This is a genomic window from Tatumella ptyseos ATCC 33301 (genome assembly GCF_000735525.1).
In the GTDB taxonomy this organism is placed as follows: domain Bacteria; phylum Pseudomonadota; class Gammaproteobacteria; order Enterobacterales; family Enterobacteriaceae; genus Tatumella; species Tatumella ptyseos.
In genome coordinates, this window is sequence record NZ_JMPR01000008.1 from 54731 (window position 1) to 80043 (window position 25313).

General features: G+C 50.3%; 27 protein-coding genes. 10 read left to right on the plus strand and 17 right to left on the minus strand.

Features of this window, described 5'->3' with window-relative positions; all coding sequences use genetic code 11:
• Window positions 1-31: 31 nt before the first annotated feature.
• Together asd and GTPT_RS17635 are read right to left on the minus strand one after the other, a co-directional pair.
• Window positions 32-1141, minus strand: a complete 1110-nt coding sequence (gene asd / locus GTPT_RS02160; RefSeq protein ID WP_025901513.1) for an aspartate-semialdehyde dehydrogenase — start codon at window positions 1139-1141, stop codon at window positions 32-34.
• Window positions 1142-1287: 146 nt separating this feature from the next.
• Window positions 1288-1503, minus strand: a complete 216-nt coding sequence (locus GTPT_RS17635) for a hypothetical protein (RefSeq protein ID WP_162139947.1) — start codon at window positions 1501-1503, stop codon at window positions 1288-1290.
• On the opposite strand from GTPT_RS17635, the gene GTPT_RS02165 reads away from it, so the two are divergent.
• A complete protein-coding gene (locus tag GTPT_RS02165) occupies window positions 1436-2035 on the plus strand; it encodes a YhgN family NAAT transporter (RefSeq protein ID WP_025901514.1) in 600 nt (199 codons plus the stop codon). The two genes, GTPT_RS17635 and GTPT_RS02165, sit on opposite strands and share 68 nt — an antisense overlap.
• A 57-nt stretch (window positions 2036-2092) precedes the next feature.
• On the opposite strand, the gene gntU is transcribed toward GTPT_RS02165, so the two are convergent.
• The 4 genes from gntU to GTPT_RS02185 all read right to left on the minus strand — a co-directional run bounded on the left by gntU (window position 2093) and on the right by GTPT_RS02185 (window position 5902).
• Window positions 2093-3433 carry a gluconate transporter gene (gene gntU, locus GTPT_RS02170; protein WP_029991044.1) on the minus strand — a complete coding sequence of 447 codons (1341 nt, stop codon included), beginning with the start codon at window positions 3431-3433 and terminating at the stop codon, window positions 2093-2095.
• A 12-nt stretch (window positions 3434-3445) separates the two neighbouring features.
• On the minus strand, window positions 3446-3976 hold the full coding sequence (gene gntK, locus GTPT_RS02175; protein WP_025901516.1) for a gluconokinase: 531 nt from the start codon (window positions 3974-3976) through the stop codon (window positions 3446-3448).
• Window positions 3977-4097: 121 nt separating this feature from the next.
• Window positions 4098-5093, minus strand: coding sequence for a gluconate operon transcriptional repressor GntR (gntR, locus tag GTPT_RS02180; protein ID WP_025901517.1), 996 nt, complete (start codon window positions 5091-5093; stop codon window positions 4098-4100).
• 113 nt (window positions 5094-5206) lie between these two features.
• Entirely contained in the window at window positions 5207-5902 is a 696-nt protein-coding gene (locus tag GTPT_RS02185) for a pirin family protein (protein WP_025901518.1), read from the minus strand.
• A gap of 400 nt (window positions 5903-6302) precedes the next feature.
• Between GTPT_RS02185 and GTPT_RS02190 the strand changes: the two genes are divergently transcribed.
• Window positions 6303-6575, plus strand: a complete 273-nt coding sequence (locus tag GTPT_RS02190; RefSeq protein ID WP_025901519.1) for a DUF2756 domain-containing protein — start codon at window positions 6303-6305, stop codon at window positions 6573-6575.
• Window positions 6576-6603: 28 nt separating this feature from the next.
• Here the strand turns inward: GTPT_RS02190 and ugpQ are convergent, their stop codons facing one another.
• From ugpQ to ftsY, 9 genes are all read right to left on the minus strand, one after another.
• On the minus strand, window positions 6604-7350 hold the full coding sequence (ugpQ, locus tag GTPT_RS02195; protein ID WP_025901520.1) for a glycerophosphodiester phosphodiesterase: 747 nt from the start codon (window positions 7348-7350) through the stop codon (window positions 6604-6606).
• Complete coding sequence (locus GTPT_RS02200) at window positions 7347-8420, minus strand: sn-glycerol-3-phosphate import ATP-binding protein UgpC (protein WP_025901521.1); 1074 nt, start codon at window positions 8418-8420, stop codon at window positions 7347-7349. The genes ugpQ and GTPT_RS02200 overlap by 4 nt, the downstream gene beginning before the upstream one ends.
• 3 nt (window positions 8421-8423) lie before the next feature.
• Window positions 8424-9269 (minus strand): sn-glycerol-3-phosphate ABC transporter permease UgpE, encoded by an 846-nt coding sequence (gene ugpE / locus GTPT_RS02205; RefSeq protein WP_025901522.1) that lies wholly within the window; start codon window positions 9267-9269, stop codon window positions 8424-8426.
• Window positions 9266-10153 carry a sn-glycerol-3-phosphate ABC transporter permease UgpA gene (gene ugpA / locus GTPT_RS02210; RefSeq protein ID WP_025901523.1) on the minus strand — a complete coding sequence of 296 codons (888 nt, stop codon included), beginning with the start codon at window positions 10151-10153 and terminating at the stop codon, window positions 9266-9268. The genes ugpE and ugpA overlap by 4 nt, the downstream gene beginning before the upstream one ends.
• Before the next feature lie 91 nt (window positions 10154-10244).
• Window positions 10245-11564, minus strand: coding sequence for a sn-glycerol-3-phosphate ABC transporter substrate-binding protein UgpB (gene ugpB / locus GTPT_RS02215; RefSeq protein WP_025901524.1), 1320 nt, complete (start codon window positions 11562-11564; stop codon window positions 10245-10247).
• A 230-nt stretch (window positions 11565-11794) separates the two neighbouring features.
• The gene (gene rpoH / locus GTPT_RS02220) at window positions 11795-12652 is read right to left on the minus strand and encodes an RNA polymerase sigma factor RpoH (protein ID WP_025901525.1); all 858 of its coding nucleotides are present in this window, start codon (window positions 12650-12652) and stop codon (window positions 11795-11797) included.
• A gap of 253 nt (window positions 12653-12905) precedes the next feature.
• A complete protein-coding gene (ftsX, locus tag GTPT_RS02225; protein WP_029991045.1) occupies window positions 12906-13934 on the minus strand; it encodes a permease-like cell division protein FtsX in 1029 nt (342 codons plus the stop codon).
• Window positions 13931-14593, minus strand: coding sequence for a cell division ATP-binding protein FtsE (gene ftsE / locus GTPT_RS02230; RefSeq protein WP_025901527.1), 663 nt, complete (start codon window positions 14591-14593; stop codon window positions 13931-13933). Before ftsE ends, ftsX begins: the two co-directional genes overlap by 4 nt.
• A gap of 5 nt (window positions 14594-14598) precedes the next feature.
• Window positions 14599-16203 (minus strand): signal recognition particle-docking protein FtsY, encoded by a 1605-nt coding sequence (gene ftsY / locus GTPT_RS02235; protein ID WP_029991046.1) that lies wholly within the window; start codon window positions 16201-16203, stop codon window positions 14599-14601.
• A gap of 535 nt (window positions 16204-16738) precedes the next feature.
• On the opposite strand from ftsY, the gene GTPT_RS02240 reads away from it, so the two are divergent.
• The 3 genes from GTPT_RS02240 to GTPT_RS02250 all read left to right on the plus strand — a co-directional run bounded on the left by GTPT_RS02240 (window position 16739) and on the right by GTPT_RS02250 (window position 19265).
• A complete protein-coding gene (locus tag GTPT_RS02240) occupies window positions 16739-17602 on the plus strand; it encodes a glycosyltransferase family A protein (RefSeq protein ID WP_029991047.1) in 864 nt (287 codons plus the stop codon).
• A gap of 791 nt (window positions 17603-18393) precedes the next feature.
• Window positions 18394-18993, plus strand: a complete 600-nt coding sequence (rsmD, locus tag GTPT_RS02245; protein ID WP_029991048.1) for a 16S rRNA (guanine(966)-N(2))-methyltransferase — start codon at window positions 18394-18396, stop codon at window positions 18991-18993.
• Between the two features lie 2 nt (window positions 18994-18995).
• Window positions 18996-19265 carry a DUF1145 family protein gene (locus GTPT_RS02250; protein WP_025901530.1) on the plus strand — a complete coding sequence of 90 codons (270 nt, stop codon included), beginning with the start codon at window positions 18996-18998 and terminating at the stop codon, window positions 19263-19265.
• Between the two features lie 23 nt (window positions 19266-19288).
• Here GTPT_RS02250 and GTPT_RS02255 read toward each other — a convergent pair whose 3' ends face one another.
• Complete coding sequence (locus tag GTPT_RS02255; RefSeq protein ID WP_025901531.1) at window positions 19289-19648, minus strand: DUF2500 domain-containing protein; 360 nt, start codon at window positions 19646-19648, stop codon at window positions 19289-19291.
• A gap of 166 nt (window positions 19649-19814) precedes the next feature.
• Here GTPT_RS02255 and GTPT_RS02260 point away from each other — a divergent pair, with 166 nt between their 5' ends.
• The gene (locus GTPT_RS02260; protein ID WP_029991049.1) at window positions 19815-20444 is read left to right on the plus strand and encodes a lysoplasmalogenase; all 630 of its coding nucleotides are present in this window, start codon (window positions 19815-19817) and stop codon (window positions 20442-20444) included.
• A 23-nt stretch (window positions 20445-20467) separates the two neighbouring features.
• On the opposite strand, the gene tusA is transcribed toward GTPT_RS02260, so the two are convergent.
• Window positions 20468-20725 (minus strand): sulfurtransferase TusA, encoded by a 258-nt coding sequence (gene tusA, locus GTPT_RS02265; RefSeq protein ID WP_025901533.1) that lies wholly within the window; start codon window positions 20723-20725, stop codon window positions 20468-20470.
• A gap of 208 nt (window positions 20726-20933) precedes the next feature.
• On the opposite strand from tusA, the gene GTPT_RS02270 reads away from it, so the two are divergent.
• The 4 genes from GTPT_RS02270 to hemB all read left to right on the plus strand — a co-directional run bounded on the left by GTPT_RS02270 (window position 20934) and on the right by hemB (window position 25275).
• Window positions 20934-21605: a 7-cyano-7-deazaguanine/7-aminomethyl-7-deazaguanine transporter gene (locus tag GTPT_RS02270; RefSeq protein WP_025901534.1), complete on the plus strand. Its 672-nt coding sequence runs from the start codon at window positions 20934-20936 to the stop codon at window positions 21603-21605.
• Window positions 21606-21711: 106 nt separating this feature from the next.
• Window positions 21712-22269, plus strand: coding sequence for a DcrB family lipoprotein (locus tag GTPT_RS02275; protein WP_025901535.1), 558 nt, complete (start codon window positions 21712-21714; stop codon window positions 22267-22269).
• A 389-nt stretch (window positions 22270-22658) separates the two neighbouring features.
• Window positions 22659-24164: a glycine betaine/L-proline transporter ProP gene (proP, locus tag GTPT_RS02285; protein WP_025901536.1), complete on the plus strand. Its 1506-nt coding sequence runs from the start codon at window positions 22659-22661 to the stop codon at window positions 24162-24164.
• Window positions 24165-24291: 127 nt separating this feature from the next.
• Window positions 24292-25275: a porphobilinogen synthase gene (gene hemB / locus GTPT_RS02290; protein WP_025901537.1), complete on the plus strand. Its 984-nt coding sequence runs from the start codon at window positions 24292-24294 to the stop codon at window positions 25273-25275.
• Window positions 25276-25313 lie beyond the last annotated feature (38 nt).

The window sequence follows — 25313 nt, forward strand, 5'->3', positions numbered from 1 at the left end:
CCTGCATTCTTTGTCAGGCAACCCTGTTATCTCAGCCTGCTAACTGACGTAACATTCTTCTGAGGGGTTCCGCGGCTCCCCACAGTAGCTGGTCACCCACGGTGAAGGCCGACAGATATTGCGGCCCCATATTCAGTTTACGTAACCGCCCGACCGGTGTAGTCAGCGTTCCGGTCACTGCTGCCGGTGTCAGTTCACGCATAGACAACTCCCGATCATTAGGGACAACCTTCACCCATTCATTATGGCTGGCCAGTAATGATTCGATCTCCGGCAGAGAAATATCTTGCTTCAGTTTCAGGGTGAATGCCTGGCTATGGCAACGCAGTGCACCGACACGTACACAGAGCCCGTCGACCGGGATCGTCGATGACGTCGACAGAATTTTATTAGTCTCTGCCTGCCCCTTCCACTCTTCACGGCTCTGACCGTTATCCAGTTGTTTATCAATCCATGGGATCAGGCTGCCTGCCAGAGGAACACCGAAGTTATCGCCCGGCAAGGTGCCTGAACGCGTCAGTTCGGTCACTTTACGCTCAATATCCAGGATAGCGGAAGCCGGATCTTGCAGTTCTTTGGCAACATGATCATGCAGCATGCCCATCTGAGTGAGTAATTCACGCATATGACGCGCGCCACCGCCGGAAGCGGCCTGATAAGTCGCCACAGAGGCCCACTCAACCAGATCATTGGCGAACAACCCGCCCAGCGACATCAGCATCAGGCTGACGGTACAGTTCCCGCCGACGAAGGTTTTGATACCTTTTTCTAATCCACGCTGGATAACACTCTGATTCACCGGGTCGAGAATAATGATGGCATCGTCTTCCATGCGCAATGTGGACGCTGCATCAATCCAGTACCCCTGCCAGCCTGACGCCCGCAGCTTCGGATAGATATCGCTGGTATAGTCACCGCCCTGGCAGGTAATAATAATATCCAGCGCGCGCAGTGCTTCAATATCACTGGCATCCTGAAGTACGCCATTCTGACGGCCACCGAAGGCCGGTGCCGGCTGCCCATGCTGAGAGGTAGAAAAAAAGACCGGATTGATCGCATCAAAATCGCGCTCTTCACTCATTCTGGACATCAGTACGGAACCCACCATGCCGCGCCAGCCAATAAAACCTACATTTTTCATGTTGTGCCTGCTTATCCTGTATTCTGAGTTCTTTTACGCCGCATTGTCAGGAACCTTGACAACCGATCGTGAGATTATACGATCTGCAGGAAAATAATATCCCGCTCCGGAACTGATCACTGATGAAATACATCTTTTCCATCACCTCAGCCGGCCTGCATGTAATAATCAGATTTACCTATGACCCCCAACTCTACAAAATGCACACGCGCTGGCAAGTAAATAAATTCGATACGCCAGGCTTTTTTAATCATTGAACTAATATCAGCGCTGACCAAAGGATAAGACTGCCCCATGACAGAGATGATTTCCGTTACCGTACTCCTTTTATTGATCATGGATCCGCTGGGTAATTTACCCATCTTCATGTCAGTACTCAGACATCTCGAGCCAAGGCGGCGGCGGATCGTGATGATCCGCGAGCTGTTAATCGCTTTGGTTATCATGCTGCTGTTTTTGTTCACCGGGGAAAAAATTCTGGCCTTCCTGAATCTGCGCACAGAAACCGTGTCGATTTCCGGGGGAATTATTTTATTCCTGATCGCGATAAAAATGATTTTCCCCGGACCAGAGCACAGTGGCTCCGGCAACGGATTACCTGCGGGTGAAGAACCTTTTCTGGTTCCTTTGGCTATCCCTCTCGTCGCCGGCCCCTCATTACTGGCCACATTGATGCTGATGTCTCATCAATATCCGGGGTCTTTGGGCATGCTGGTTCTGTCTCTGCTCCTCGCCTGGGCGATTACCTCGACCATTTTATTACTTTCCGGGGTGTTCCTGAGGTTGCTGGGTGACAAAGGAGTTAATGCGCTGGAACGGCTGATGGGGTTGATCCTGATTATGCTGGCCACACAGATGTTTCTTGATGGTGTGCGGGCCTACCTTAAACTCTAGAAACCGGGCGCAGCAGTTCTGTGCTGCTGCGCCTCAGTAAGTCTGTCAGACGCCTGATTAGCTTAACAACGTAAAGGCTATCATGCCGATAATTCCCCCGGTGGTACCCAGGATAGTTTCCATCAGCGTCCAGGTCTTCAGTGTTTCTGCCTCAGTTGCTCCGGTAAAGCGACCAAACAGCCAGAATCCTGCATCATTCACATGACTACAGATAATTGAACCGCCACCAATACAGATGGACAGTGCAGCCAGTTGTGCACCGTTGTAATGTAAGGGGCCGATGACCGGCATAATCAACCCCACTGCGGTCAGACAGGCCACCGTTGCTGACCCCTGAATAATCCGTACCGCCCCCGCAAGAATAAAACAGGCCAAAGCTACCGGCATGCCAGCCCCGGCAATGGCATGACCCAGTGCAGGGCCTACACCCGAATCCACCAGCACCTGCTTAAAGACCCCCCCGGCACCGATCACCAACAGAATAATGCCCGCCGGTTGCAGAGCTTCCCCGCAAATCTGCATCACACGGGACTTATCCATTCCCTGACGCCGCGCCAGACCATAAATAGTGATCAGACACGCCAGTAAAATCGCAATAAAGGGATGGCCTACGAACTCCAGGATGTTATAGAGACGGGAACCCTGTTCCACAAAATGGGCTCCGATAGTTTTCAGGCCAACCAGCACCAAAGGGAAGAGGATCAGGGACAGGCTGAAACCAAATGACGGCAGCGTCTGCTGATCAGTCGGTGGCCGGAAGCTCTCTTCCGGCAAAGTGAAATGCACATGACGGGCAATAAAACTGCCAAATAATGGCCCTGCAATCAGCATACCCGGGATCGCAGCGCAGAGACCTAACAAGATCATCCAGCCGAAATCGGCATGCATCTGCGCTGCCAGTAGCATCGGGGCGGGACCGGGAAGAACAAAAGCCGCAGCCGCCGCAACGCCCGCAAACAACGGTATCACCAGTCTGACCAGGTTTCCGCCGGTACGTTTTGCCACGGCGAAGGCAATGCTTATCAGCAGTACGACGGCAACTTCGAAGAACAGTGGCAGTGCACAAATGAATCCGGCAATGCCCATAGCATAGTGTGCGCGCTGTTCACCAAAGGTTTTCAGCATACGCATGGCTATCTGATCGACCGCACCGGTTTCATGCAGTATTTTGCCGAACATGGATCCCAGCGCCACGACAATGGCCAGAAAGCCTAGCGTGCCGCCCATTCCCTGCTGCATAGTTTCGGTAATTTTTTCCAGAGGCATCCCGGACAGGATCCCGGCACCGACCGATACCAGCATCAGGGCAACAAACGCATGTAAACGGGCCTTCATCACCAGCAGTAACAACAGAAGAACTGACCCCACCGCCGTAAGAACAAGTGTTGCGGTACTCATCATTGTCAGTCCTTAGTGAATTGCGTCTTTAATCGCTCCGACAGTCGCCGAAACCACCTCGTCAATGGACTGCCGGATATCCACCGCCACGACATCGGTCTCTTCCGCATCAGGCTCTTCCAGCGTCGAGAACTGGGTCACCAGCATCGAGGGTTTAAAGAAATGTCCCTTACGGGCTTTGAGGCGCGATTCGATAGTATCGAAGTCCCCTTTCAGGTAAATGAATTTCAGATTGCTGTTACCTTTACGAAGGATGTCCCGATAACTTTTTTTCAGCGAGGAACATACAATTAACGATACAGCCTGAGTCCTTTGCATGGCAAAAGCTGCATCATTAATGGCCTGCAACCAGGGCTGACGATCCTTGTCATCCAGCGGATGCCCGTCAGCCATTTTCAGAATATTTGCACGGGGATGCAGGAAATCACCATCCAGGAAGGCTGTCTGCAACTGCTGTGCAACCCTGTTGGCAACAACTGATTTCCCGCTACCTGAGACGCCCATCAGAATAAAGACATAATGTTTTGAAGAGGGTGTAGACATTGTTCGCTCCGACAAATGTTACCGATAACAATTAATCAAAACATTGTCATGAGTCGTTCATTTTCTGGCAACACATTAAGTGTGAAAAATATCAAACTGTGAACTGAATCATAAAAACAGGTTAAATACTGCTCCCGGTATCAATCTTAAAACCAAGATCACGGACAGGCTCTGTGACCTCTTCTCCTCTGAGTCGCTGCAATAACATGGCTGCAGCTTCTTCACCGATCTGCTTACGTGGAGTGACTACTGTTGCCAGTGCGGGGGAGACAACACGGGTAATGTCATGTCCATGAAAACCGCTAATCGCAATCTGTTCCGGTACACGCAGCCCCAGACGCTGGCATTCAAACATCGCCCCGACCGCCAGATCATCATTGGTACAGCACAGGCTGTCCATCTGCGGAAATCGCCGTAACGCTTCTTTCAGTAATATCGCCCCGGTGGTAAACGAGGAGGCAGTTGCACTCATGACTGAAAGGGGTTCAAGCCCGGCCTCTTCCATCGCCCGCTGATATCCCTGCTGTTTCCGGAGGGTTCGTTCATCGAGGCGAGCCCCCAGATAAACCGTTGAGCGGTATCCGCGGCGGATAAGTGTCTCTGCCATTTGCCGTGCGGCTTCAGTGTTATCAAAACCCACCGCCATATCCAGACAGGGCGAGACAGAGTCCATAATTTCTACCACCGGAATCCCCGCCGTTTCCAGCATTCGTAAAGTGGCTGGTGTATGGGTTCTCTCTGTCAGGATCACCCCATCGACATTCCAGCCCAGCAGGGAGCGCAACTGTCGCTCTTCTTTTTCGGCCTGATAGCCGAAATGAGCCACCAATGTCTGATAACCGGCGGCATCGTTGACGGTTTCTATGCCCTTCAGGACATCCGCAAATACATGATTGGTCAGTGAAGGAAGTAATACACCAATGGCCTTGCTGGTCGCATTCGACAGCATCTCCGGGACCCGGTTAGGGATATACCCTAACTCATCCAGCACAACAGCAATGCGCTGGCCTAATGCGTCGGAGACTTGTTCCGGATTACGCAGAAAACGGCTGACCGTCATTTTAGTGACACCCAGTTTGTCTGCAACATCCTGAAGTACCGGTCTTTTTTTCTTCATGGTCATAGGAACTCATTCCCGTCTGGAGTCGCCTGAGTTTACCATTAAACACCGGTACAAAAATGCCCTGTGAGCGATCCAGCTCACAGGGCATAACTTTTTATCGTGATTGATCAGACCGGCGGTAAATCGAAGATAAGGACTTCAGCGTCCTCTTCCGCCTGCAGTGTCAGAGAAGACTCTTCTGTCAGCGCAAGTGCATCACTGGCTTTCATCAACTGGTCATTGATGGCAAGCTTACCTTTCACCACCTGAACCCAGTAATTCCGCCCGCTATCCAGCGAAATATGCTGTGTCTCGCCGGCCGGCACGACCTGCCGGGACAGTGTCATATCCTGCCAGACTTTTAATGAGTCTTCCCGGCCATCAGGAGTTAAAACCCATTGCCGGCCCCGGGGGTCGTCAAAGCGTTTCTGCTCATAACGGGGCTCAACACCGGCCCGCTGAGGAATAATCCAGATCTGATACAGATGCAACGGCTCCGTCGCGCTCGGATTATATTCCGAATGGCGGACACCGGTGCCTGCGCTCATGATCTGGAATTCTCCTGCCGGGATCTGTTCTTTGTTCCCCATGCTGTCCTGGTGCTCTACCGTACCGGACAGCACATAAGTCAGGATTTCCATATCCTTATGGGGATGTGTCCCGAACCCCTGACCCGGGGCGATAATATCTTCGTTAATAACCCGTAAGGCCGAAAAACCCATAAAGTCAGGGTCATAATAGTTGGCGAAAGAAAAGGTATGCCAGCTCTTCAGCCAGCCATGCTGTGCGTGACCACGATCTTCTGCTTTGCGTAAATAAATCATCTCAGACTCCTTAATTTTTTACAGTCTGACGCTGATCACGCAGAAAAAATAGCTGAAAAAGTTCACGCCTCTGTTCAAAAAAAATGAATGATATTCCACGGCGGGGGCCCGGGTCGCGGTAAAAAAAAAGCCAGCCCCGAAGGCTGGCAAATTAATACCGGAAGCAATGTGAGCAATGTCGTCTCTCCACCGGATGTCCGCAAAGGATGACCGGTGAAGATGTGGTAATAATAATCATTATCATTACTATTTGTAAAGCAGGATCTCTGCTTTTTTATCTTTATGCCTCATCAGACTATGCTGAAAACCACCGACGTCACACTCCCGCCCTTCCGGTTCGTTGCCCGATAGCGGAGGCAGACCTATACTTTACTGATGTGATATCTGAAGGGAGAACATCATGCTCAAACCGCTGCCAGTAATCACGGCCCTGGTCCTGGCTCTGCCGCTGCTTTGCTTCGCTGACGTCAGTAGTAACCCGTTAAACCCGACACAACCCGGGGCGGTATATAATCCGTCACAAAAACGGATGCAGGACCAGATGGAAATGCAGCAACAAACGGAGCAGATGAAGCTGCATAACGAACAGCAACAACAATCACAAAAGATCCAGCAAACGATCACCCGGCAGCAGGAGCAGGCGAGACAACGACTCAGCAGTACCCAACCCTGAGTGCTGCAGATGCCCGCCCGTTGGCGTCTTATGCAGTGAAACCGGGACCAATAACATCAATACAGTCGGTACAGATCATATCGACACCCCACTCCAGAAGCTCCCGGGCTCGCTGCGGGTCATTTACTGTATACACCAGAATACGTAATCCGGCGGCTTTGATCTGCCGGGTGCGCGCTGCATCCAGCAACCGGTGATTAAGATGGAGGGCAACGCAGCCGAGCTCATCCGTCAGAGCCTGCCAGTCATCCTGCCATTCATCCAGTAACAGGCCACGGGGCAGTTCCGGCACCGCATCACGGGCGGCCGCCAGCGCCTGAGGTGAAAATGACGACAGCAAGGGAGCAACCTGCCCCAGCCATAACGTTCTGGCTGCCAGGGCAACTTCACGACCGGTCAGTTCGTCCTGCCCGGTGGTGGGCTTAATTTCAATATTGGCTTTCATCCCGTACTGCCGGCAACGTTCAGCCACCTGTGTCAGCAGCGCCGGGGGTTCATTGATGAAGGTATCGCTGAACCAGCGACCGGCATCCAGTGTCGATAAGGCTTGCCAGTTCTGTTGTCCGGCAATGCCCTGGCCATTGGTTGTTCGTTCCAGGGTGTCATCGTGCAACAAAAAGATCTGATGATCTTTTGAGAGCTTTGCATCAAACTCGATCATGGTGTGCCCGTAATGGTGCCCGACGTCGATAGCCGCCAGGGTATTTTCCGGTGCCAGTTTTCCGCCGCCGCGATGAGCCACAATGTGCGGGTAAGGCCAGGGCTGAGTTTTCATACCAGGCGTTGTCCTGTAGTGGTGTCAAAATAATGTCGTGCGGTCAGCGGAAACTCCAGCCACAGTAATGACCCGGGCTGCGGACGTTGCTCATGAGGCAAACGGACCACCAGACGATGTTCCCCGATTTTACCATGGACTAAGTTATCTGCGCCGAGGATTTCCAGTGTATCAACCTGCATCGGTACTCCGCCTGCTTCCCGGGAACAAACCTTAATATGTTCCGGGCGGACCCCTAACGTTATCTGCCGGTTGGCCAGGCCGGGTTGCTGCTGACTTAGAGGAAGGTGACACTGCGGGTCAAGGATAATATCCCGTCCATCAGCACTGACTTTCCCCGGCAACAGATTCATGGCCGGCGAGCCGATAAATGCCGCAACAAAAGTGGTTGCCGGTTTCTCATACACTTCCACCGGTGTTCCGACCTGCTCAACAATGCCTTTATTCATCACCATAACGCGCTGAGCCAGCGTCATAGCTTCGACCTGGTCGTGGGTCACATAGAGACTGGTGGTTTTGAGCCGCTGATGAAGTTGCTGCAGCTCCAGACGCATCTGCACCCGCAATCGTGCATCCAGGTTAGAGAGGGGTTCATCAAACAGGAACACCGATGGCTCCCGTACAATGGCCCGTCCCATCGCAACGCGCTGACGTTGTCCTCCCGATAATTCACGCGGATGACGGGTCAGTAAGGCATCCAGTTCCAGGCTGCGAGCCGCTTGCAGGACCTTCTGGCGGATCTGCTCTTTACCCATCCCCCGGATGCGGAGTCCGTACCCCATATTCTGCTCAACCGTCATATGCGGGTATAACGCATAATTCTGGAACACCATCGCAATACCGCGATCTTTCGGTTCAAGCGTGGTGACACACTGATTATCAATATAAATATCACCGGAGCTCACCGTCTCCAGACCTGCCACCATTCTCAGTAAGGTCGACTTTCCGCAACCGGAAGGACCGACCATCACCATAAATTCGCCTTCTTCAATCGTAATATTCAGCGGCTGGATAATCCGGTTTTTACCATCATACGATTTTGTTACTGCCTGAAAATGTACACTTGCCATAACTTATTTCTCACTTTCTACCAGGCCTTTCACAAAGGCACGCTGCATAATAATCACGACGAGTAACGGTGGGATCAGGGTAAGAAGCATCGCTGCCATTACCAGGTTCCACTGTGTCACGCCATCCCCCAGCGATATCATTCCACGTATGCCCGCCACTGCGGTGCTCATCCGTGAATCACTGGTGATGAGCAGGGGCCAGAGATACTGGTTCCAGCCATAGATAAAGGTGATCACAAACAGGGCTGCCAGATTGGTTTTAGATAACGGCAATACAATGTCAAAGAAGAACCGCATCGGGCTGGCACCATCAATACGGGCAGCTTCAATCAGCTCATTCGGTAACGACAGGAAGAACTGCCGGAACAAAAAGGTGGCCGTGGCCGATGCCATCATCGGCAATATCAATCCGTTATAACTGTTGAGCATATGCAACTGTGACACTACTTCCACGGTCGGAAAGATACGGACTTCGACAGGTAACATCAGCGTGATGAAGATCATCCAGAAAAAGAACTGACGCAGCGGAAAACGAAACCAGACCAGCGCAAATGCAGAGATGATTGAAATGGAAATCTTACCTACCGTGATACCTAATGCCATAATCGTACTGTTCAGTAACATATGTCCGATAGGCGGGCTCCCGGGGCTGACGCCTTGCGTCCAGATAGTATGAATGTTTTGCCAGAGATGGCTCCCGGGCAACAACGATATCGGGGATTGGAACACTTCATGGTTATCCATGCTCGCCGCAACCACCGCGACATAAATAGGGAACAAAATGGTCAGGATACCCAGCCATAGCATGATGTGACTGAAGATATCCAGGCCACGACGATTTTCTATCATTGGTAGCGCACCTTACGTTCGATATACCGGAACTGAACGACCGTCAGCAGAATGACAATCACCATTAACACCACTGACTGAGCTGCCGAGGCACTCAGGTCCAGCCCCGTGAACCCTTCACGATAAATTTTATAAATCAGGGTCGTCGTGGACTGTACCGGACCGCCCTGGGTCGCCGCATCAATGACAGGGAAGGTATCAAAGAAGGCATACACCAGATTGACGACCAGCAGGAAGAAACTCACCGGGGTGATCAATGGCAAAGAAAGATGGATAAACCGGCGCACGGGCCCGGCACCGTCCAGTGCGGCGGCTTCGACCAGAGAACGGGGGATTGCCTGTAATGCTGCGAAGAAAAACAGGAAGTTATAACTTAACTGCTGCCAGACGGATGCCAGGACAACCAGGACCATGGCCTGACCACTATTTTGTGCATGATTCCAGTTATAGCCCATTAATTGCAGCGCATGGCTTAACACCCCCATCCCCGGGTTAAACAGGAACATCCAGAGTACGGCGGCTATCGCCGGGGATACGGCATAGGGCAGCAACAGTAATGTCTGATAAAACTTCTTCAGGCGCAGAACATGATCCACCAGTGCCGCAAATAGCAGTGAAATTACCAGGCCTATCCCGGTCACCAGGCCACTGAAAATTATTGTCGTACGGAATGAGTCCAGGTAATACGGGTCCCGGAACAGTTCATAAAAGTTTTCAAGTCCGACAAAGCGGGAAGAGAATCCGAACGGGTCCAGATTCTCGAGTGAATACCATAGCGCTTCACTGGCCGGCCAGATGAAAAAAATAAGCGTGACCGCCAGCTGTGGCAACAGCAGCAGGTAAGGCAAAACACGCTGATGAAATACGGGGCGGGAAGATGACATTGTTCGAAGACCTCAGGCGGTAATACGATAAAAGCTACCCTCCCGGACCTGCCTGACGGTAAGGCCTGAGAGGGTATTGCGGATGCCGGGGTTACTGAACCTGCTGTTGGAAACGTTCCAGCAACAGATTTCCACGTTGAACCGCGTTATCCAGCGCGACTTTCGGGGTTTCTTTACCCGTCCAGACGCTTTCCAGTTCTTCATCAATAACCGTACGGATTTGCGGCATATTGCCAAGGCGTAAACCTTTGGTGAATGGCAGTGGCGGCTTGTTCAGCATCTGTTTCATCGCAATATCTTCGCCGGGGTGCTTTTTATAGAATCCCTGCTGGCGGGTCAGGTCATAAGCCGCCACTGTGGCAGGCAGATAGCCGGTTTTCTGATGCCACTCAGCCGCAATCGCAGGCCCGGCCAGGAACTTCATAAATTCGGCCACGCCTTTATACGTCTGAGCGTTCTGACCGCGCATCACCCACAGGCTGGCTCCGCCGATCATGGCATTCTGCGGTGCTTTTTTGTCCGTTGCATCGTAAGGCAGCATGCCGACACCAAAGTTAAATTTGGCATACTGGCGAATATCGGCCAGAGAGGCAGACGAAGCGGTCGTCATACCGCATTCACCACTATAGAATTTCGCGGTAGATTCATCCTTACGACCGTAATAGGTGAACGTCCCGGCTTTATTCATCTGTTCCAGCATTTCGATATGACGGATCTGTTCCGGCCCGTTAAACACCAGTTTCGCGTCAGTGCCATCAAAACCATTATTCTCTGTCGCGAAAGGCAGACCGTGCCAGGCGCTGAACTCTTCGAGCTGGATCCAACCCTGCCAGCCACTCGCATAGCCACAATTCATTCCGGACTTACGTAATGCAGCCGCATCTGTTGCCAGTTCCTGCCAGGTCACCGGCGGCTTTTCAGGATCCAGCCCTGCTTTTTTGAAGGCATCTTTGTTGTAATAAAGCACCGGGGTCGAACTGTTGAAAGGCTCAGAGAGGAGCTGTCCGGTTTTCGCATCGGAATAATAACTGGCAATGGTCGGAACAAACTGTTTTTCATCAAACGGGATACCGGCATCTTTGAATACCTGATAAACAGGTTTAATGGCGTGGGATGCCATCATGGTTGCTGTGCCGACTTCATAGACCTGTAATATTGCCGGCGCATTTCCGCCACGAACAGCAGCGATGCCCGCAGCAAGACTTTGTTCATAATTCCCTTTATAGACAGGGACAATTTTATAGTCAGGATGTTGCTGGTTAAAACGCTGAGCCAGAGAGTTAACTTCTGTCCCCAACGCACCATCCATGGAGTGCCAGAAAGGTATTTCAGTAACTGCAAACGCATTACTACTCAGGCCGGAGGCCAGTAACAACCCTGCTGCATAGTGACGTATTTTTATTGCTGACATAGTTTTATCCTGTGGCATTAACTGTCCGCTAAGAGATTCGCGAGCTAAAATGACACGGAAAAATGACAGAAAAATTAATTGAAGATGTCAGTTATATGACCAAAGAATGACAGGGGGACCGGTTGGCCGGGGAAGAAGTTAAACATCAGGCATGATAAATGGCGCTGGCGCGGCTTTCAGCCCATAAAAAAGGGCGGCTACCAAGGCCACCCTTCTGAAAAATATCCGGATCAGGCTTCGATAGCCACCCGGAGTTTTTTCATGGCATTTTTTTCCAGCTGGCGAACACGTTCTGCAGAAACACCGTACTGATCGGCCAGTTCCTGCAGCGTTGTTTTACTGTCTTCATCCAGCCAGCGGGCACGGATAATGTTCTGACTGCGTTCATCCAGCCCCTGCATAGCATCACTTAACTTATCCGCCGCATGGGCTTCCCAGTTATCTTCTTCGATACCATCAGCGAAGTCAGACGCTTTATCCTGCAGGTACAGCATAGGAGCCATCGATTTCCCTTCGCTGCTTTCATCTTCCGGCGTCGGGTCAAATGTCATATCCTGAGCAGCCATCCGTGATTCCATTTCACGCACATCTTTGCTGCTGACGCCCAGTTCGCGGGCAACCATTTCGACTTCATCCTGATTAAACCAGCCGAGGCGTTGTTTAGTTTTACGCAGGTTAAAGAACAGCTTACGCTGAGCTTTCGTCGTGGCCACTTTCACGATGCGCCAGTTACGCAGTACATATTCGTGGATTTCTGCTTTGATCCAGTGGACAGCAAAGGAGACCAGGCGCACACCCACTTCCGGATTAAAACGACGTACCGCTTTCATCAGGCCGATATTACCTTCCTGAATAAGATCCGCCTGGGGCAGGCCATAACCTGCATAATTACGAGCAATATGAACCACAAAGCGCAGATGTGACAGGATCAGCTTTTTAGCTGCATCCAGATCGCCCTGGTAATGCAGCCGTTCAGCCAGCGCTTTTTCCTCGTCGGCTGTCAGCATCGGGCAGCCATTAGCGGCCCGGATATATGCATCCAGATTACCCAGAGGAGCAATAGCTAAAGCATGCATTTCTTTGGTCATTCAAACCCTCTCAGAATTATTAAAAAATATTGCCTGATCCTTACCACAACCGGCACCTACATTATGTCAGCCGTGCCCAAAGATCGAAAGCAATGCGTGCTATTAATCAGTAAGACACTAAAGTTATCCACAGGTTCATTCTTTGTTGTGAATAATTCCGACGGAGATACCGGAGGTACTGCGGGGAAATTATCCTCTGCTCCCCGACACATGGCAACAGAGGATAATTATAGCAAAAAAACATTACTCCGGATTACTGGGGTGTAAAACGGCGTAAATGTTGTGCAGTCGCAAGCCAGGCGGCAACCCAGCCAACAATGGCAGAGACCAGCAGCAGCAGCAGGGCTTCGTCGAACGAAAATCCTTTTAAATCAAAGGAGGTACTGAAGACACTTGCCACATGTGACACAACCGACTCAAGGCGAAACACCAAAAACTCGGAGAGGATCAGCGAAACAAAAGCCCCTGATAAGCCCAGCATGGCACCGCCATAGACAAATGGCCGTAAGATAAACCCATCCGTTGCACCAAGAAGTTTCTGTACATTGATGGTATCTCTGCGGGCAAAGATACTAAGCCTTACGCTGTTGCCGATAACGAGGAACACCGCCACCACCATCAGCAACCCAATCATCAGAGCCACCTGGCCGACCAGCCCCGTTAAGGCAGACAAGCGGGCAAACCAACTGTCATCCATACGTACCTGGTCAATACCACTGACCTTCGCCACCCGATCACGCAATGTATTCATGGTGTCTGAGTTCTGGAAGTTAAGTTTCGGTGTAATAATCGCCACCGCAGGTAATGGGTTCTGCTCAAGCATATCCATCGCGCCACCGAAACCGGACCAGTTGCGGAACTCGTTCAAGGCTTCTTCGCGACTCAGATAATCGACATGTTCCACACCCTCGGTCTGTTTCAGCTGATTAATCACATTTTGCGCAGCATCATCATCGAGTGTCTTCGACAAATAGACCGTCAGCTGAGGCGCCGGATACCATTCGTTCGCCGCCTGGTCGACGTTCTTCCAGACGATATAACACACACTTGGCAGCGTCAGTGAGATAGCGATGACCGTGACCGTCAGTAGTGTAGCCAGTGGCTGACGTAACATATCAGACAACATCCCGCGCCAGGCATAGTGCCATTGCTCCTGCCAGCCACCGCGCAGTGCTTTCTCTTTCGAAACCCGCTTTGGTTTTGGCTTCGTCCGGGGCCTGGCGGCCGCGGCCGGTGCCTTTTTAACCCGGCGGTTTACCTGATTACCCTTGCCAAACTTCATGCCACTCCCCCATGTAATCGTCCCTGACTGAGGGTCATAACACGATAATTCCTACGGGAAATAAGAGACATATCATGAGTTGCCATCAGGACAGTGACACCAACGCGATTAAATTCTTCAAATAAACGCAGTATATCTTCTGATAATGCGTGATCGAGGTTACCGGTCGGTTCATCGGCCAGCAATAATGCTGGTTTATTAACAACGGCTCTGGCAATACCGACACGTTGTTGTTCACCGCCGGAGAGCTGAATCGGGAAACTCTTCGCTTTATCGAGCAGACCCACTTTATCCAGGGCAGCGGAAACCCTGCGGCGAATATCTTCACCGCTGGCGCCGGAGATAATTAACGGGATAGCAATGTTGTCATACACGGTTCTGTCCATCAGCAGATGGTGATCCTGGAAGATCATACCAATCTGACGGCGCAGGAACGGCACCTCGCTATTGCGTAAACGCGTAATATTATGTCCGCTAAACCAGATTTGTCCGGCACTGGGGCGTTCGATCCCGCAGATAAGTTTGAGTAAGGTACTCTTACCTGCCCCGGAATGACCGGTCAAAAACGCCATTTCTCCCTGACGCAGATGAAAATCTACGCCCTGAAGCGCCTGGCGTCCTCCCAGATATGCTTTACTGACCTCTTCAAAGCGAATCATCCAAATTAGTCCTCTCGGGCAAACAATGCCTCTATAAAATCGCCGGCCTTAAATGGCCGTAAATCATCGATGCTTTCTCCGACACCGATGTATCGGATAGGAATACCGAACTGGTCTGCCACAGAGAAAATCACTCCCCCTTTCGCCGTACCGTCCAGCTTAGTCAGTGTAATACCGGTCAGACCAACCGCTTCATGGAACAACTTTGTCTGGCTGACGGCATTCTGCCCTGTGCTGGCATCAATGGTCAGCATCACTTCATGCGGCGCACTGTCATCCAGTTTACCCATCACGCGGGTGATTTTTTTCAGCTCTTCCATCAGGTGCGATTTATTCTGCAACCGGCCTGCGGTGTCCGCAATCAACACATCAACTCCACGGGATTTAGCGGCCTGAATCGCATCAAAAATCACCGAGGCTGAATCCGCACCGGTATGCTGGGAAACGACCGGGATATTATTGCGCTGTCCCCAGACTTCCAGTTGCTCTACCGCGGCTGCACGGAAAGTATCCCCGGCGGCCAGCATTACCGATTTTCCTTCCGACTGATACTGACGCGCCAGCTTACCGATAGTGGTTGTTTTACCCACACCATTAACACCGACCATCAGGATAACAAACGGTGTTTTTCCTTCAATATCCAGCGGTTGCTCAACCTTATCCAGAATAGCAGACATTTCCTGCTTCAGAATGCCATACAGCGCTTCAGCATCACGCAGCTGTTTGCGGCTTGCCTGAGCAGTGAGGTTACTGATGATTTTACGGGTGGTATCGACGCCAACATCTGCGATAAGTAGTTGTTCTTCAAGCTCTTCGAACAGTTCATCGTCGATTTTTTTTCCGCGGAATAACCCGATAAAACCGGTACCGAGGTTCTGTCGTGTTTTGACCAGACTGCGTTTTAAACGGGCGAAGAATCCTTCGCGGACAGGTCGTTCCTGCTCGGTAATAATCCCCGTTTCTGCAACCGTTTCTTCGCTCTCTTCCGGACTAATCTTAGACGTTTCCGCCGGGGTTTCCGGCACGTCTTCGATCAGTTCCGGCTGTTCCGCCAGTTGCTCTGCTTCAGTTTCAGTCGCAGGAGGAATTTCCGGGGCTGGCTCCGGGGTCGGCTGTTCAGCTTCCACGCGTTCAATCGCCGGCGCGGTAATACTCTGAGTGACCGGGGCTACCGACTGCGGTTGTTCAATAATGGTCCCTGGTAACTCCGGTTCTACCGGCTCAGACAGTGCTGCTTTATCGGCGTCAGAGACCAACGGTTTGCTTTCCGGCACCTCTGCTTTTTCAGGTTCGGTCTTGTGAACCGTCTCAGCCACATCAGGCACTGGCGCCGCGTCGTGCACCCGGTGCTCGCCACCGGTCTCAGTGAGTCCGGATGTCTCCTCCACAGGCGTTTCTGACCCGGCTGCCGTCTTCAGTGCGCTTTCATCTTCCCCCGCAGTCTCTTCCTTTGTCGGGAGATCCGTTACATGTTCAGGTTCTGCGGGGACGCCTGGTTCAGCGGTAACGTCCGCTGTTTCCTTTTGTTGTTCTTCAGGCTCTGCATTTTTCTCTTCATCACGGCCAAAGCCCAGCCAGGAGAAAAAGCCCCGTTTTTTTTCTTTTGCCATTATGCAGCAACGCTCCTTTCGGCCCGAACCAGGAAGATAATCCCTTCCGTACAGAGATATTCGGGACTTCTGTTTAATTTATCAGATACCTGCCGGTCTTATACGGCCGCCAGGTATCGCGAATGCATGGTCAGATAGTCTACCATTTTCCAGGCATTGCATTACAGCACCCTTTTTTACCGTTGCTGATTACGTCAGTAGCTGCCCGGATAGAGCGTTCCTCCATTGCTGCCATGCGCGATCACAGGAAATCGTCCGAAAAACGGTGGGTATTTTAAATCTATGGATTGAAAATAATTGAAGAAAAATCATTTATTGAAGATAATAGCATCGAGCTACTATGTGATTTAAATTATGTTAAATGACATGTAAATTTGTCATCGCTATTATGATATCAATCTGCAAAACCAGTAAAATAAAAATAAATTAAACCAATGAGTTAAAATGCAATCAAATGCTAAAACTCTCCTCCCACCATTCCTCTGATGCATAAAGTCATGCTAAAGAAGAAGCATCCTTAATGTAAAACTTAAAAATGAACAATTTTCATACAGAACTGGTTAACAAAAGGCACCCATATGATAAATCACACATTGATTTAACATATGTAACCCACTTCTATTGCAATCAAAAAAAAATTGACGCTGTAACAGAACTGCTAAAGCAATATGAACAATATCCCAGTGAATTGCTTGACAGAATAGAGTTCGTTATTATCGATGATTGCTCGCCAATCGAATATGAAATCCCCGACATAAATCTTAATTTCAGATGGTTAAGAATAACAACAGATATACAATGGAATCAGGGAGGCGCAAGGAATCTGGGTGTCACTTTCGCCAAGTCAGATAAGATTTTACTTTCTGACCTCGACCATGCTTTCCCGGCAGAAACACTCGAGTATCTCGCTAATCGGCGTAACCCAGGGCGGAATTTTTATAAGTTATATCGTAAGCGCTCTAATGGTGAATATTACAAAGGCCACTCTAACCTGTTTTTTATGAGCCGTTCACGTTTCCTTCGTTTTCATGGATATGATGAGGAATACTGTGGCAATTACGGAGCTGAAGATTATCGCTTTGTTAAATACCATAAATACCATGGGTCGCGACAAGGGTACCTGCCAAAAAAAATATGGTGTTATGAACGCGAAGTCAATCGCAGTGAAAGCTACCATAGCCTGGTGCGGGATTTAACTGCTAACACACCTGTTGATCTCCGTAAAAAAGCAGAATGTGAAACTTTTGGTGGTGAATATGGCCACAGCAGAATTTTCCTGAATTTTGACTGGGTTACTCTCGGCAAAGGAACTCGCAAACCTTCGGTGCTTCCTCCGATACGCCCTTACTGGAAAATGACATGGTGGTGGCGCTGGTTTAACTCTTCAGCAGCCCGTTAAATGTAATAAAGTTAATCGCACGGCCCGGTAATTCATTAACGTATTCTGCCAGGCCGGGCTTGACTATGCCTTTCTGATAACTCTCGTTTAAAGACCGTGAATTCTGACATCTTATTATTTCACCCTAATAAAAACACATTCCAATAAGTAAAATCATTACTCTTATAATACGTCTTTGTTATCTAAGGCAGTTAAATTTATCGTATTACTTCCCCTTAAATGGATAAAATCCATGGCACCTTTAATGTTAAATTATAGTCAAAGCCTGATATAACCACCCACTTTATTTATTTCAAAATCCATATTATCGACACTTATGACCAAATAATTTAAATTACGCAATATTTAACACCAATCCCAGGCTCATTTTTCGCAAAGAAATTTTTGTCCGGACCTCAGGTAACAGGCAGAGATAAATATCATCCTGTCAATTCAAAATAATTAACACCTGGGCCAGGCAAGCCTATATTATAAAATTTAATCACCTTTAATAACCCGATTTAGCAGGAACCATAGCCCCCCGTCAGGGGTGTATATACTGGTACTCCCGGAGGTAAAGTGCCTTCCTGCCTACAGACAAAGTGACTAACATGAGGGAACCGTTAGATAGTGAAATAGTGCTCCGATGTACTGTAAGATAATCATTGAAAGAAATTTTCACTCAGTAGCGTCAATGAGTTCGCATGATTCTAAAGTTTGGTGTAATCCGGTTCTGAATGATTGGAACATCGGTGTGGTAATACAACATGATGATAGTGCTAAGCAACAAATTATGAAGAGTTATGATGAATATGAATAAACATTCCCGGGGGCCGGCAGGCGCCGGACAAGTACGCATTATTGGCGGGCAATGGCGCGGCAGAAAACTGCCTGTACCGGTGAGTGCCGGGCTTCGCCCGACGACCGATCGGGTGCGGGAAACGCTGTTTAACTGGCTGGCCCCGGAGATGGCACAGGCTCGTTGTCTGGATTGTTTTGCAGGTAGTGGTGCTCTGGGTATTGAAGCCCTTTCCCGCTATGCTGGCCACGTCACATTGCTGGAACTGGATCCTGCCGTCGCCCGGCAGCTTTCCGCAAATCTGCAGACCCTTAAAACGACACAAGGTCATGTGGTTCAGGGCAATACATTACAGTGGCTGAACACCCCCGGAGAACCTTACGATATCGTCTTTGTGGACCCGCCTTTCCGTAAGGGGTTACTGAGTGAAACGCTCACGCTGCTGGAAAACAAAGGCTGGCTGTCCGGAGAGGCCCTGATTTATATCGAATGTGAGACCGAACATGCGCCCCCTGAGGTGCCTGCCAGCTGGCGACTTTATCGTGAAAAAGTCGCCGGTCAGGTAGCTTACCGGCTGTATCACCGTAGCGTCCCAGACAGGCAAGGAGAATAAATATGTGGGTTATTGGCGGACGTATCCTGATGGTTTTCGTGTGGCTTTTTTTGCTGATGAATATTGTTCATCCGGCACCTAAGCCGCTGAAATATTTTATTGATGTGGCATTATTTTTTATGGTGGTCATGCATGGCCTGCAACTGGTACTGCTGCGAGCCACGCAGTCTAAAGATGCCCCGGCCCTCAGCGGATATACCCAGTTAAAGATCTTCTTTTTCGGGGTCTTCGAACTGCTTTCCTGGCAGAAGAAAAACTACCCCGGCAAGTAAGTTCACCCGGGGCCCGTCGGGGGTTAATGCGTCCCCGGCGTAAAGCTGATAAAGCGCGTTCCCTGCATACGTAAAGCGCCGGTTGTGCCGGGAATGCAGTCGTTATATTGCCCTTCGCTCACCGGCACGGTAAACGTTTCGCCGACCGGTTCGCGACGGAAGGTAATCTCATAACGAAGAGTTTCTCCGGCGATCACCTCACGTTGCCGGGAATGACGGTCCGGATAGGGATATTCGCGCTTACTGACGATCACCGCCTGCTGAGTGACGATCGGGGAAGCATCATTGTTAGCGGTGTCATCCCGTTGTTTGAAGAACTGATGGCCGGCCAGTAGCACAATGGCGACAATGACAATAATAAAAATCAGCGGCGGTCTGGTCATCCGGTGATCCTCACAAAATCGTTTTCTGAAAAATCCGCATCATTTGCCTGCATTTTTTGCCGATCACAGTAATAATCGTTGAGCAATGTCAGTGGCGAAACGGGGCCGTAGTCATCACAGTATTCCTCGCTCCTGGCCAGATTTAAAGAAGATTAAGGAAGAAAATATGCTTTGGTCATTTCTTGCAGTGCTGTTTTCCGGCTGGCTCTATATAGATGCATCCTACCGGGGGCCCCGCTGGCAACGCTGGTTATTTAAGCCTGTGACATTCTTACTGATGCTGGCCTGGGCCTGGCAGGCACCGACCCGTTCAGTTGTCGATTATTTTATTCCCGCAGGGTTGATCGCAGCGATGGCCGGGAGCCTGCTGGCGATGCTTTCCCGCCGGCAACTGTTATATGCCTTCGGCGCGATGTTCCTTTCTTCTTTGCTGTATACCCTTAACCTGACCCGCGGGATTTCTTTTGGTGTCTGCTGGCCGGTACCGCTGACGTTGCTGGTTATCGGCCTCGTCGTATTAGGGATTATCCGGAGCCGGCTGGAAGAATTGCGCTGGCCGGTATGTACCATGCTGACAATGACACTGGTGATGTGCTGGGCTGCGTCATTGCAATATTTCAGCCATCAGACCGACGAAACGTTATCTCTGATGGCGGGAACGGATTTACTGTTACTGGCACATATTTGCGGGCTGGTAAGCCTTTTCCGTCGCCGTTTTGCCGGAGACAGAGCTATCTGCGAGGCATTATTTATTATCGGACATTTTATGATAGTCCGCTCACTGTGGGTCTTTTAACTCCCGGCCAGCAAAGAGAGCCCTCAGGCAGAGGATGACACGCCCTTGCGGAGCAGATAGCGAAACGGTGACTGTGCGGTATCCTGCGCCAGTAAAGTATGTTCCATAAACCGGCAGAATCCCGGAATGTCGCGTGTGGTCGCCGGATCGTCAGCAACGATGAGCAGGGTTTCACCTTCCTGCATATGACGGATAGTTTTGCGTACCATCATCACCGGCTCGGGGCAGCGTAAACCCAGCGTATCCAGGGTATGGTTGGCCTGACTGAAAAGCTCACTCATGGGGTTCTCTGTTTAATGTCATGAAGGGTTATTCTACCTCCGGTCACGGGGACAGACAATTCCCGCAGCCCCGACCCCTTGCATTACCCGGTTAAGCAGGTAATATGCGCCGCCTTGTGGCTCCGCCACTATTCCATGAGCGTCCGTTCATCGGTACACTCATCTTTGTATTAATGGGTTCCCTCACCCCCACCTAAAAAGGCCTGAAATGATTACGTTTAACTCCCGCCAGCGTCTGCGTGCGCGTATTGTATTATCGGTTTTTCATTTACTTATTATCACTTCCAGTAATTATCTGGTGCAGCTGCCTATTAATATCTTCGGACTGCATACCACCTGGGGAGCTTTCAGCTTTCCGTTTATCTTTCTTGCCACCGATCTGACGGTAAGGATCTTCGGCGCACCACTGGCCAGACGCATTATTTTTCTGGCAATGCTGCCCTCCTTGCTGATTTCCTACCTGATCTCGTGCCTGTTTTATCAGGGAAGCTGGCAAGGGTGGGATTCACTACAACATCTGAATGTCGTCGTTGCACGGATAGCCCTGGCCAGTTTTATGGCCTATGTCCTGGGTCAGTTGCTGGATATTCATGTGTTCGACCGTCTGCGCCGTCTGTCTCGCTGGTGGCTCGCCCCGGCGGCAGCCATGTTTTTCGGCAATATCAGCGATACCTTTGCGTTTTTCTCCATCGCGTTTTATCACAGCAGCGATCTGTTCATGGCACAACACTGGGTCGAAATAGCACTGGCGGACTATAGCTACAAGATATTGATTTGCCTTGTTTTTTTCCTTCCTGCTTATGGTATCTTACTGAATGCCTTGCTAAAAAAGCTTTCCGGAAAAATACAAGACCAGACGGCAGGATTCAGCCAATGCTGAATGCCTCTGCCCGTCAGAGCAGCTAAGATTTGGTGACAAACAACAGATTGATTTTCTTTTCTGTTTTCGTTGTGATCACTTATGTGAACTATTAAAAGGAATTCAGATGCGTAAATTTATCAGATATCTCAGTGTCGGATTGCTGGTCATCGGCCTGGCCGCCTGTGACCAGAAGAAAGACAATACCTCTGACACTCATAGTGCAGCGGCTTCTCAGCAGGCAGCGCAAACCATTACTCTGCCCGGAGGTAAACTTAGCTTTACCCTGCCGTCAGGTATGTCTGATCAAACAGGCAAACTGGGGACAACAACCAACAATATGCACGTATATGCCAACAGTAATGGTCAGCAGGCGGTCATCGTTATTGTCGGCTCCGCGACCAATGACGGACTGGACGTGCTGACACAGCGCCTTGAAGATCAGCAACGTAACCGCGACCCACAGTTACAGGTTGTTTCTGATAAAGCGATTACTCTGAGCGGTCAGCCGGCACAACAGCTCGACACCGTGATTTCTGCGAAAAATCAAACTAACTGGTCAACCGTCGTTATGACCAAAGTGGATGGTAAGCTGGTGACCCTGCAGATTTCATTACCGGCCGATAATCAGGCACAGTCACAAACTATTGCTGAGGATATTGTTAAGACCATCACCCTTAACTAACCCTTACCGTGTTTATCACGCTTTCTTATGATGAAGCGTGATAAACATGCTCTGCCTCTCCTCTCCGGGCGGTATCCCCCCGTTTCAGCCTGCCCCCTGCCAATAAATAAAACCCAAATAATCAATTAAATATATAAAAACAGCGTGTTTACGAAATGCCGGAACACCCTCTGCCACAATGACCTGCTTTCAGGCCCCCTATGACTTTAGCCATAAATTAAAGTTATACTTACGCCTTCATGACAATAAAAGAGCTGTCAATTTATTGTCCAGTCAGGATGTGCTGAAACGCCGATTAGCATCTATGCTTATTGTCTGGTGTAACATTTTATTACATTTAGACCCGGACGTTCCTCCTGACAATTTATGAACAAAATACAGGTATGCATATGAAATTACGTAGGAAGCGTATAAAACCTATTGAGATTGATGACGTCACCATTATTGATGACACCCGGCTACGTAAAGCAATTACGGCTGCATCGCTGGGGAATGCTATGGAGTGGTTCGATTTCGGGGTTTACGGATTCGTCGCCTATGCCTTAGGGAAAGTCTTTTTCCCTTCCGCATCACCCGGCATTCAGATGATTGCGGCCCTCGCCACGTTCTCCGTACCATTCCTTATCCGCCCGTTAGGGGGATTATTTTTCGGCATGCTTGGTGATAAGTTTGGCAGGCAAAAAATTCTGTCAGTGACCATTGTTATCATGTCTGTCAGTACCTTCTGTATCGGTCTGATCCCCTCTTATGCCTCGATAGGGATCTGGGCACCCATCCTGCTGCTGCTGGCAAAAATGGCGCAGGGCTTCTCTGTCGGGGGTGAATACACAGGTGCCTCTATCTTTGTTGCAGAATACTCCCCGGATCGTAAGCGTGGCTTTATGGGGAGCTGGCTGGATTTCGGTTCTATCATCGGGTTTATCCTCGGGGCCGGTGTCGTGGTATTAATTTCTGCCATTATCGGTGACGAGCGATTCACAGAATGGGGCTGGCGTTTGCCTTTCTTTCTGGCGCTACCGCTGGGGGTTATCGGGTTATATCTGCGCCATGCCCTGGAAGAGACGCCGGCATTCCGCCAGCATGTGGAAAAACTGGAGGAAGGAGACCGTGAAGGCCTGCGTGATGGACCTAAGGTTTCCTTTAAGTCTATTGCGGTCCGGCACTGGAAAAGTCTGCTGGCCTGCGTAGGGCTGGTAATATCAACAAATGTGACCTATTACATGCTGCTGACCTACATGCCGAGCTACCTGTCACATAATCTGCACTATTCCGAAGACCACGGTGTGCTGATTATTATTGCGATTATGATCGGTATGCTGTTTGTCCAGCCCGTGATGGGTATGCTCAGTGACCGTTTCGGACGTCGTCCGTTCGTGATTATTGGCAGTATTGCGCTGTTCATCTGCGCCATCCCAGCATTTATGCTGATCACCAGTAATGTTCTGGGCCTGATTTTTGCGGGTTTACTGATACTGGCGGTGATCCTCAACGCCTTTACCGGGGTAATGGCCTCCACCCTGCCGGCGATGTTCCCGACCCAAATCCGTTACAGTGCTCTGGCAAGCGCTTTTAATATTTCTATATTAATTGCCGGTCTGACGCCCACCCTCGCCGCCTGGCTGGTCGAGGCGAGTAATAACCTGATGATGCCTGCTTACTATCTGATGGTGATTGCCGTGATCGGATTATTCACCGGGGTCTTTATGAAAGAAACGGCTAACAAGCCCTTAAGCGGTGCCACCCCGGCAGCTTCGGACCTGGAAGAAGCCCGGGAAATTCTTCAGGAACACCACGATAATATCGAGCATAAAATCGAAGATATCGACGAAGAAATCGCACGTCTGGAGGCCAAACGTAAAAATCTGGTTCAGCAGCATCCGGATATTAACGAATAATGTATGTTTCCTCCCCCCGGCAGTGTGCTGAGGGGAGGTTTGCCAGGCAATTGGCACACAGAGCATCGTCCCGCCGTGATAAAAGGAGTACACTGAATCAACATTTCTAATCAGTGCAGAGTGAAAAATGTCCGACTTTTCTATTGTACAGCGTCCAAGAAGACTGCGTAAAAACGCCTCCGTCCGTGAACTATTCAAAGAAACTTCCCTGAGCCTGAATGATCTTGTCCTGCCTATCTTCGTTGAAGAAGGGCTGGATGACTATCAGGCAATCAACGCAATGCCTGGTGTGGTACGTATCCCTGAAAAACGACTGGCTTACGAAATTGAACGTATCGCTAACGCGGGTATCCGTTCAGTGATGACTTTCGGTATCTCACACCATCTGGATGATACCGGAAGCGATAGCTGGGCCGAAAACGGGCTGGTCTCACGGATGTCCCGTATCTGTAAAGAGACGGTGCCGGAAATGGTCGTGATGTCAGATACCTGTTTCTGTGAGTACACTTCGCATGGTCACTGCGGTGTGATCTGTGACGGAGCGGTTCACAATGATCAGACGCTTTATAATCTTGGCAAGCAAGCCGTGGCCGCCGCACGTGCCGGGGCTGATTTTATTGCCCCCTCCGCGGCAATGGACGGGCAGGTTAAAGCCATTCGGCAGGCACTGGATGCGGCCGGGTTTACGGACACCGCCATTATGTCTTACTCGACAAAATTTGCGTCCTCCTTCTATGGCCCGTTCCGTGAAGCCGCCGGTACCGCGCTGAAAGGGGACCGTAAAACCTATCAGATGAACCCGATGAACCGTCGCGAAGCTATCCGTGAGTCCTTACTGGATGAGGCTGAAGGTGCTGACGCATTAATGGTAAAACCGGCAGGCCCTTATCTGGACATCATCCGGGATATCCGTGAACGCACAGACCTGCCTCTGGCGGCTTACCAGGTCAGTGGTGAATATGCGATGATCAAATTCGCGGCTCAGGCGGGCGCCATTGATGAACAGAATGTGGTACTGGAGAGTCTCGGGGCCATCAAACGTGCCGGTGCAGATATTATCCTGAGCTATTTTGCGCTGGATTTGGCCGAGAAAAAAATTCTGACCCGCTAACGTCACATATCCGGGGAGGCTGGCTACGCTCCATAGGT

Excerpts from the sequence above, each read along its gene's own strand:
- asd (WP_025901513.1), bottom strand. The coding sequence starts at position 1,141 with ATGAAAAATGTAGGTTTTATTGGCTGGCGCGGCATGGTGGGTTCCGTA.
- GTPT_RS02165 (WP_025901514.1), top strand. The coding sequence starts at position 1,436 with ATGACAGAGATGATTTCCGTTACCGTACTCCTTTTATTGATCATGGAT.
- GTPT_RS17635 (WP_162139947.1), bottom strand. The coding sequence starts at position 1,503 with ATGGGTAAATTACCCAGCGGATCCATGATCAATAAAAGGAGTACGGTA.
- gntU (WP_029991044.1), bottom strand. The coding sequence starts at position 3,433 with ATGAGTACCGCAACACTTGTTCTTACGGCGGTGGGGTCAGTTCTTCTG.
- gntK (WP_025901516.1), bottom strand. The coding sequence starts at position 3,976 with ATGTCTACACCCTCTTCAAAACATTATGTCTTTATTCTGATGGGCGTC.
- gntR (WP_025901517.1), bottom strand. The coding sequence starts at position 5,093 with ATGAAGAAAAAAAGACCGGTACTTCAGGATGTTGCAGACAAACTGGGT.
- GTPT_RS02185 (WP_025901518.1), bottom strand. The coding sequence starts at position 5,902 with ATGATTTATTTACGCAAAGCAGAAGATCGTGGTCACGCACAGCATGGC.
- GTPT_RS02190 (WP_025901519.1), top strand. The coding sequence starts at position 6,303 with ATGCTCAAACCGCTGCCAGTAATCACGGCCCTGGTCCTGGCTCTGCCG.
- ugpQ (WP_025901520.1), bottom strand. The coding sequence starts at position 7,350 with ATGAAAACTCAGCCCTGGCCTTACCCGCACATTGTGGCTCATCGCGGC.
- GTPT_RS02200 (WP_025901521.1), bottom strand. The coding sequence starts at position 8,420 with ATGGCAAGTGTACATTTTCAGGCAGTAACAAAATCGTATGATGGTAAA.
- ugpE (WP_025901522.1), bottom strand. The coding sequence starts at position 9,269 with ATGATAGAAAATCGTCGTGGCCTGGATATCTTCAGTCACATCATGCTA.
- ugpA (WP_025901523.1), bottom strand. The coding sequence starts at position 10,153 with ATGTCATCTTCCCGCCCCGTATTTCATCAGCGTGTTTTGCCTTACCTG.
- ugpB (WP_025901524.1), bottom strand. The coding sequence starts at position 11,564 with ATGTCAGCAATAAAAATACGTCACTATGCAGCAGGGTTGTTACTGGCC.
- rpoH (WP_025901525.1), bottom strand. The coding sequence starts at position 12,652 with ATGACCAAAGAAATGCATGCTTTAGCTATTGCTCCTCTGGGTAATCTG.
- ftsX (WP_029991045.1), bottom strand. The coding sequence starts at position 13,934 with ATGAAGTTTGGCAAGGGTAATCAGGTAAACCGCCGGGTTAAAAAGGCA.
- ftsE (WP_025901527.1), bottom strand. The coding sequence starts at position 14,593 with ATGATTCGCTTTGAAGAGGTCAGTAAAGCATATCTGGGAGGACGCCAG.
- ftsY (WP_029991046.1), bottom strand. The coding sequence starts at position 16,203 with ATGGCAAAAGAAAAAAAACGGGGCTTTTTCTCCTGGCTGGGCTTTGGC.
- GTPT_RS02240 (WP_029991047.1), top strand. The coding sequence starts at position 16,739 with ATGAACAATTTTCATACAGAACTGGTTAACAAAAGGCACCCATATGAT.
- rsmD (WP_029991048.1), top strand. The coding sequence starts at position 18,394 with ATGAATAAACATTCCCGGGGGCCGGCAGGCGCCGGACAAGTACGCATT.
- GTPT_RS02250 (WP_025901530.1), top strand. The coding sequence starts at position 18,996 with ATGTGGGTTATTGGCGGACGTATCCTGATGGTTTTCGTGTGGCTTTTT.
- GTPT_RS02255 (WP_025901531.1), bottom strand. The coding sequence starts at position 19,648 with ATGACCAGACCGCCGCTGATTTTTATTATTGTCATTGTCGCCATTGTG.
- GTPT_RS02260 (WP_029991049.1), top strand. The coding sequence starts at position 19,815 with ATGCTTTGGTCATTTCTTGCAGTGCTGTTTTCCGGCTGGCTCTATATA.
- tusA (WP_025901533.1), bottom strand. The coding sequence starts at position 20,725 with ATGAGTGAGCTTTTCAGTCAGGCCAACCATACCCTGGATACGCTGGGT.
- GTPT_RS02270 (WP_025901534.1), top strand. The coding sequence starts at position 20,934 with ATGATTACGTTTAACTCCCGCCAGCGTCTGCGTGCGCGTATTGTATTA.
- GTPT_RS02275 (WP_025901535.1), top strand. The coding sequence starts at position 21,712 with ATGCGTAAATTTATCAGATATCTCAGTGTCGGATTGCTGGTCATCGGC.
- proP (WP_025901536.1), top strand. The coding sequence starts at position 22,659 with ATGAAATTACGTAGGAAGCGTATAAAACCTATTGAGATTGATGACGTC.
- hemB (WP_025901537.1), top strand. The coding sequence starts at position 24,292 with ATGTCCGACTTTTCTATTGTACAGCGTCCAAGAAGACTGCGTAAAAAC.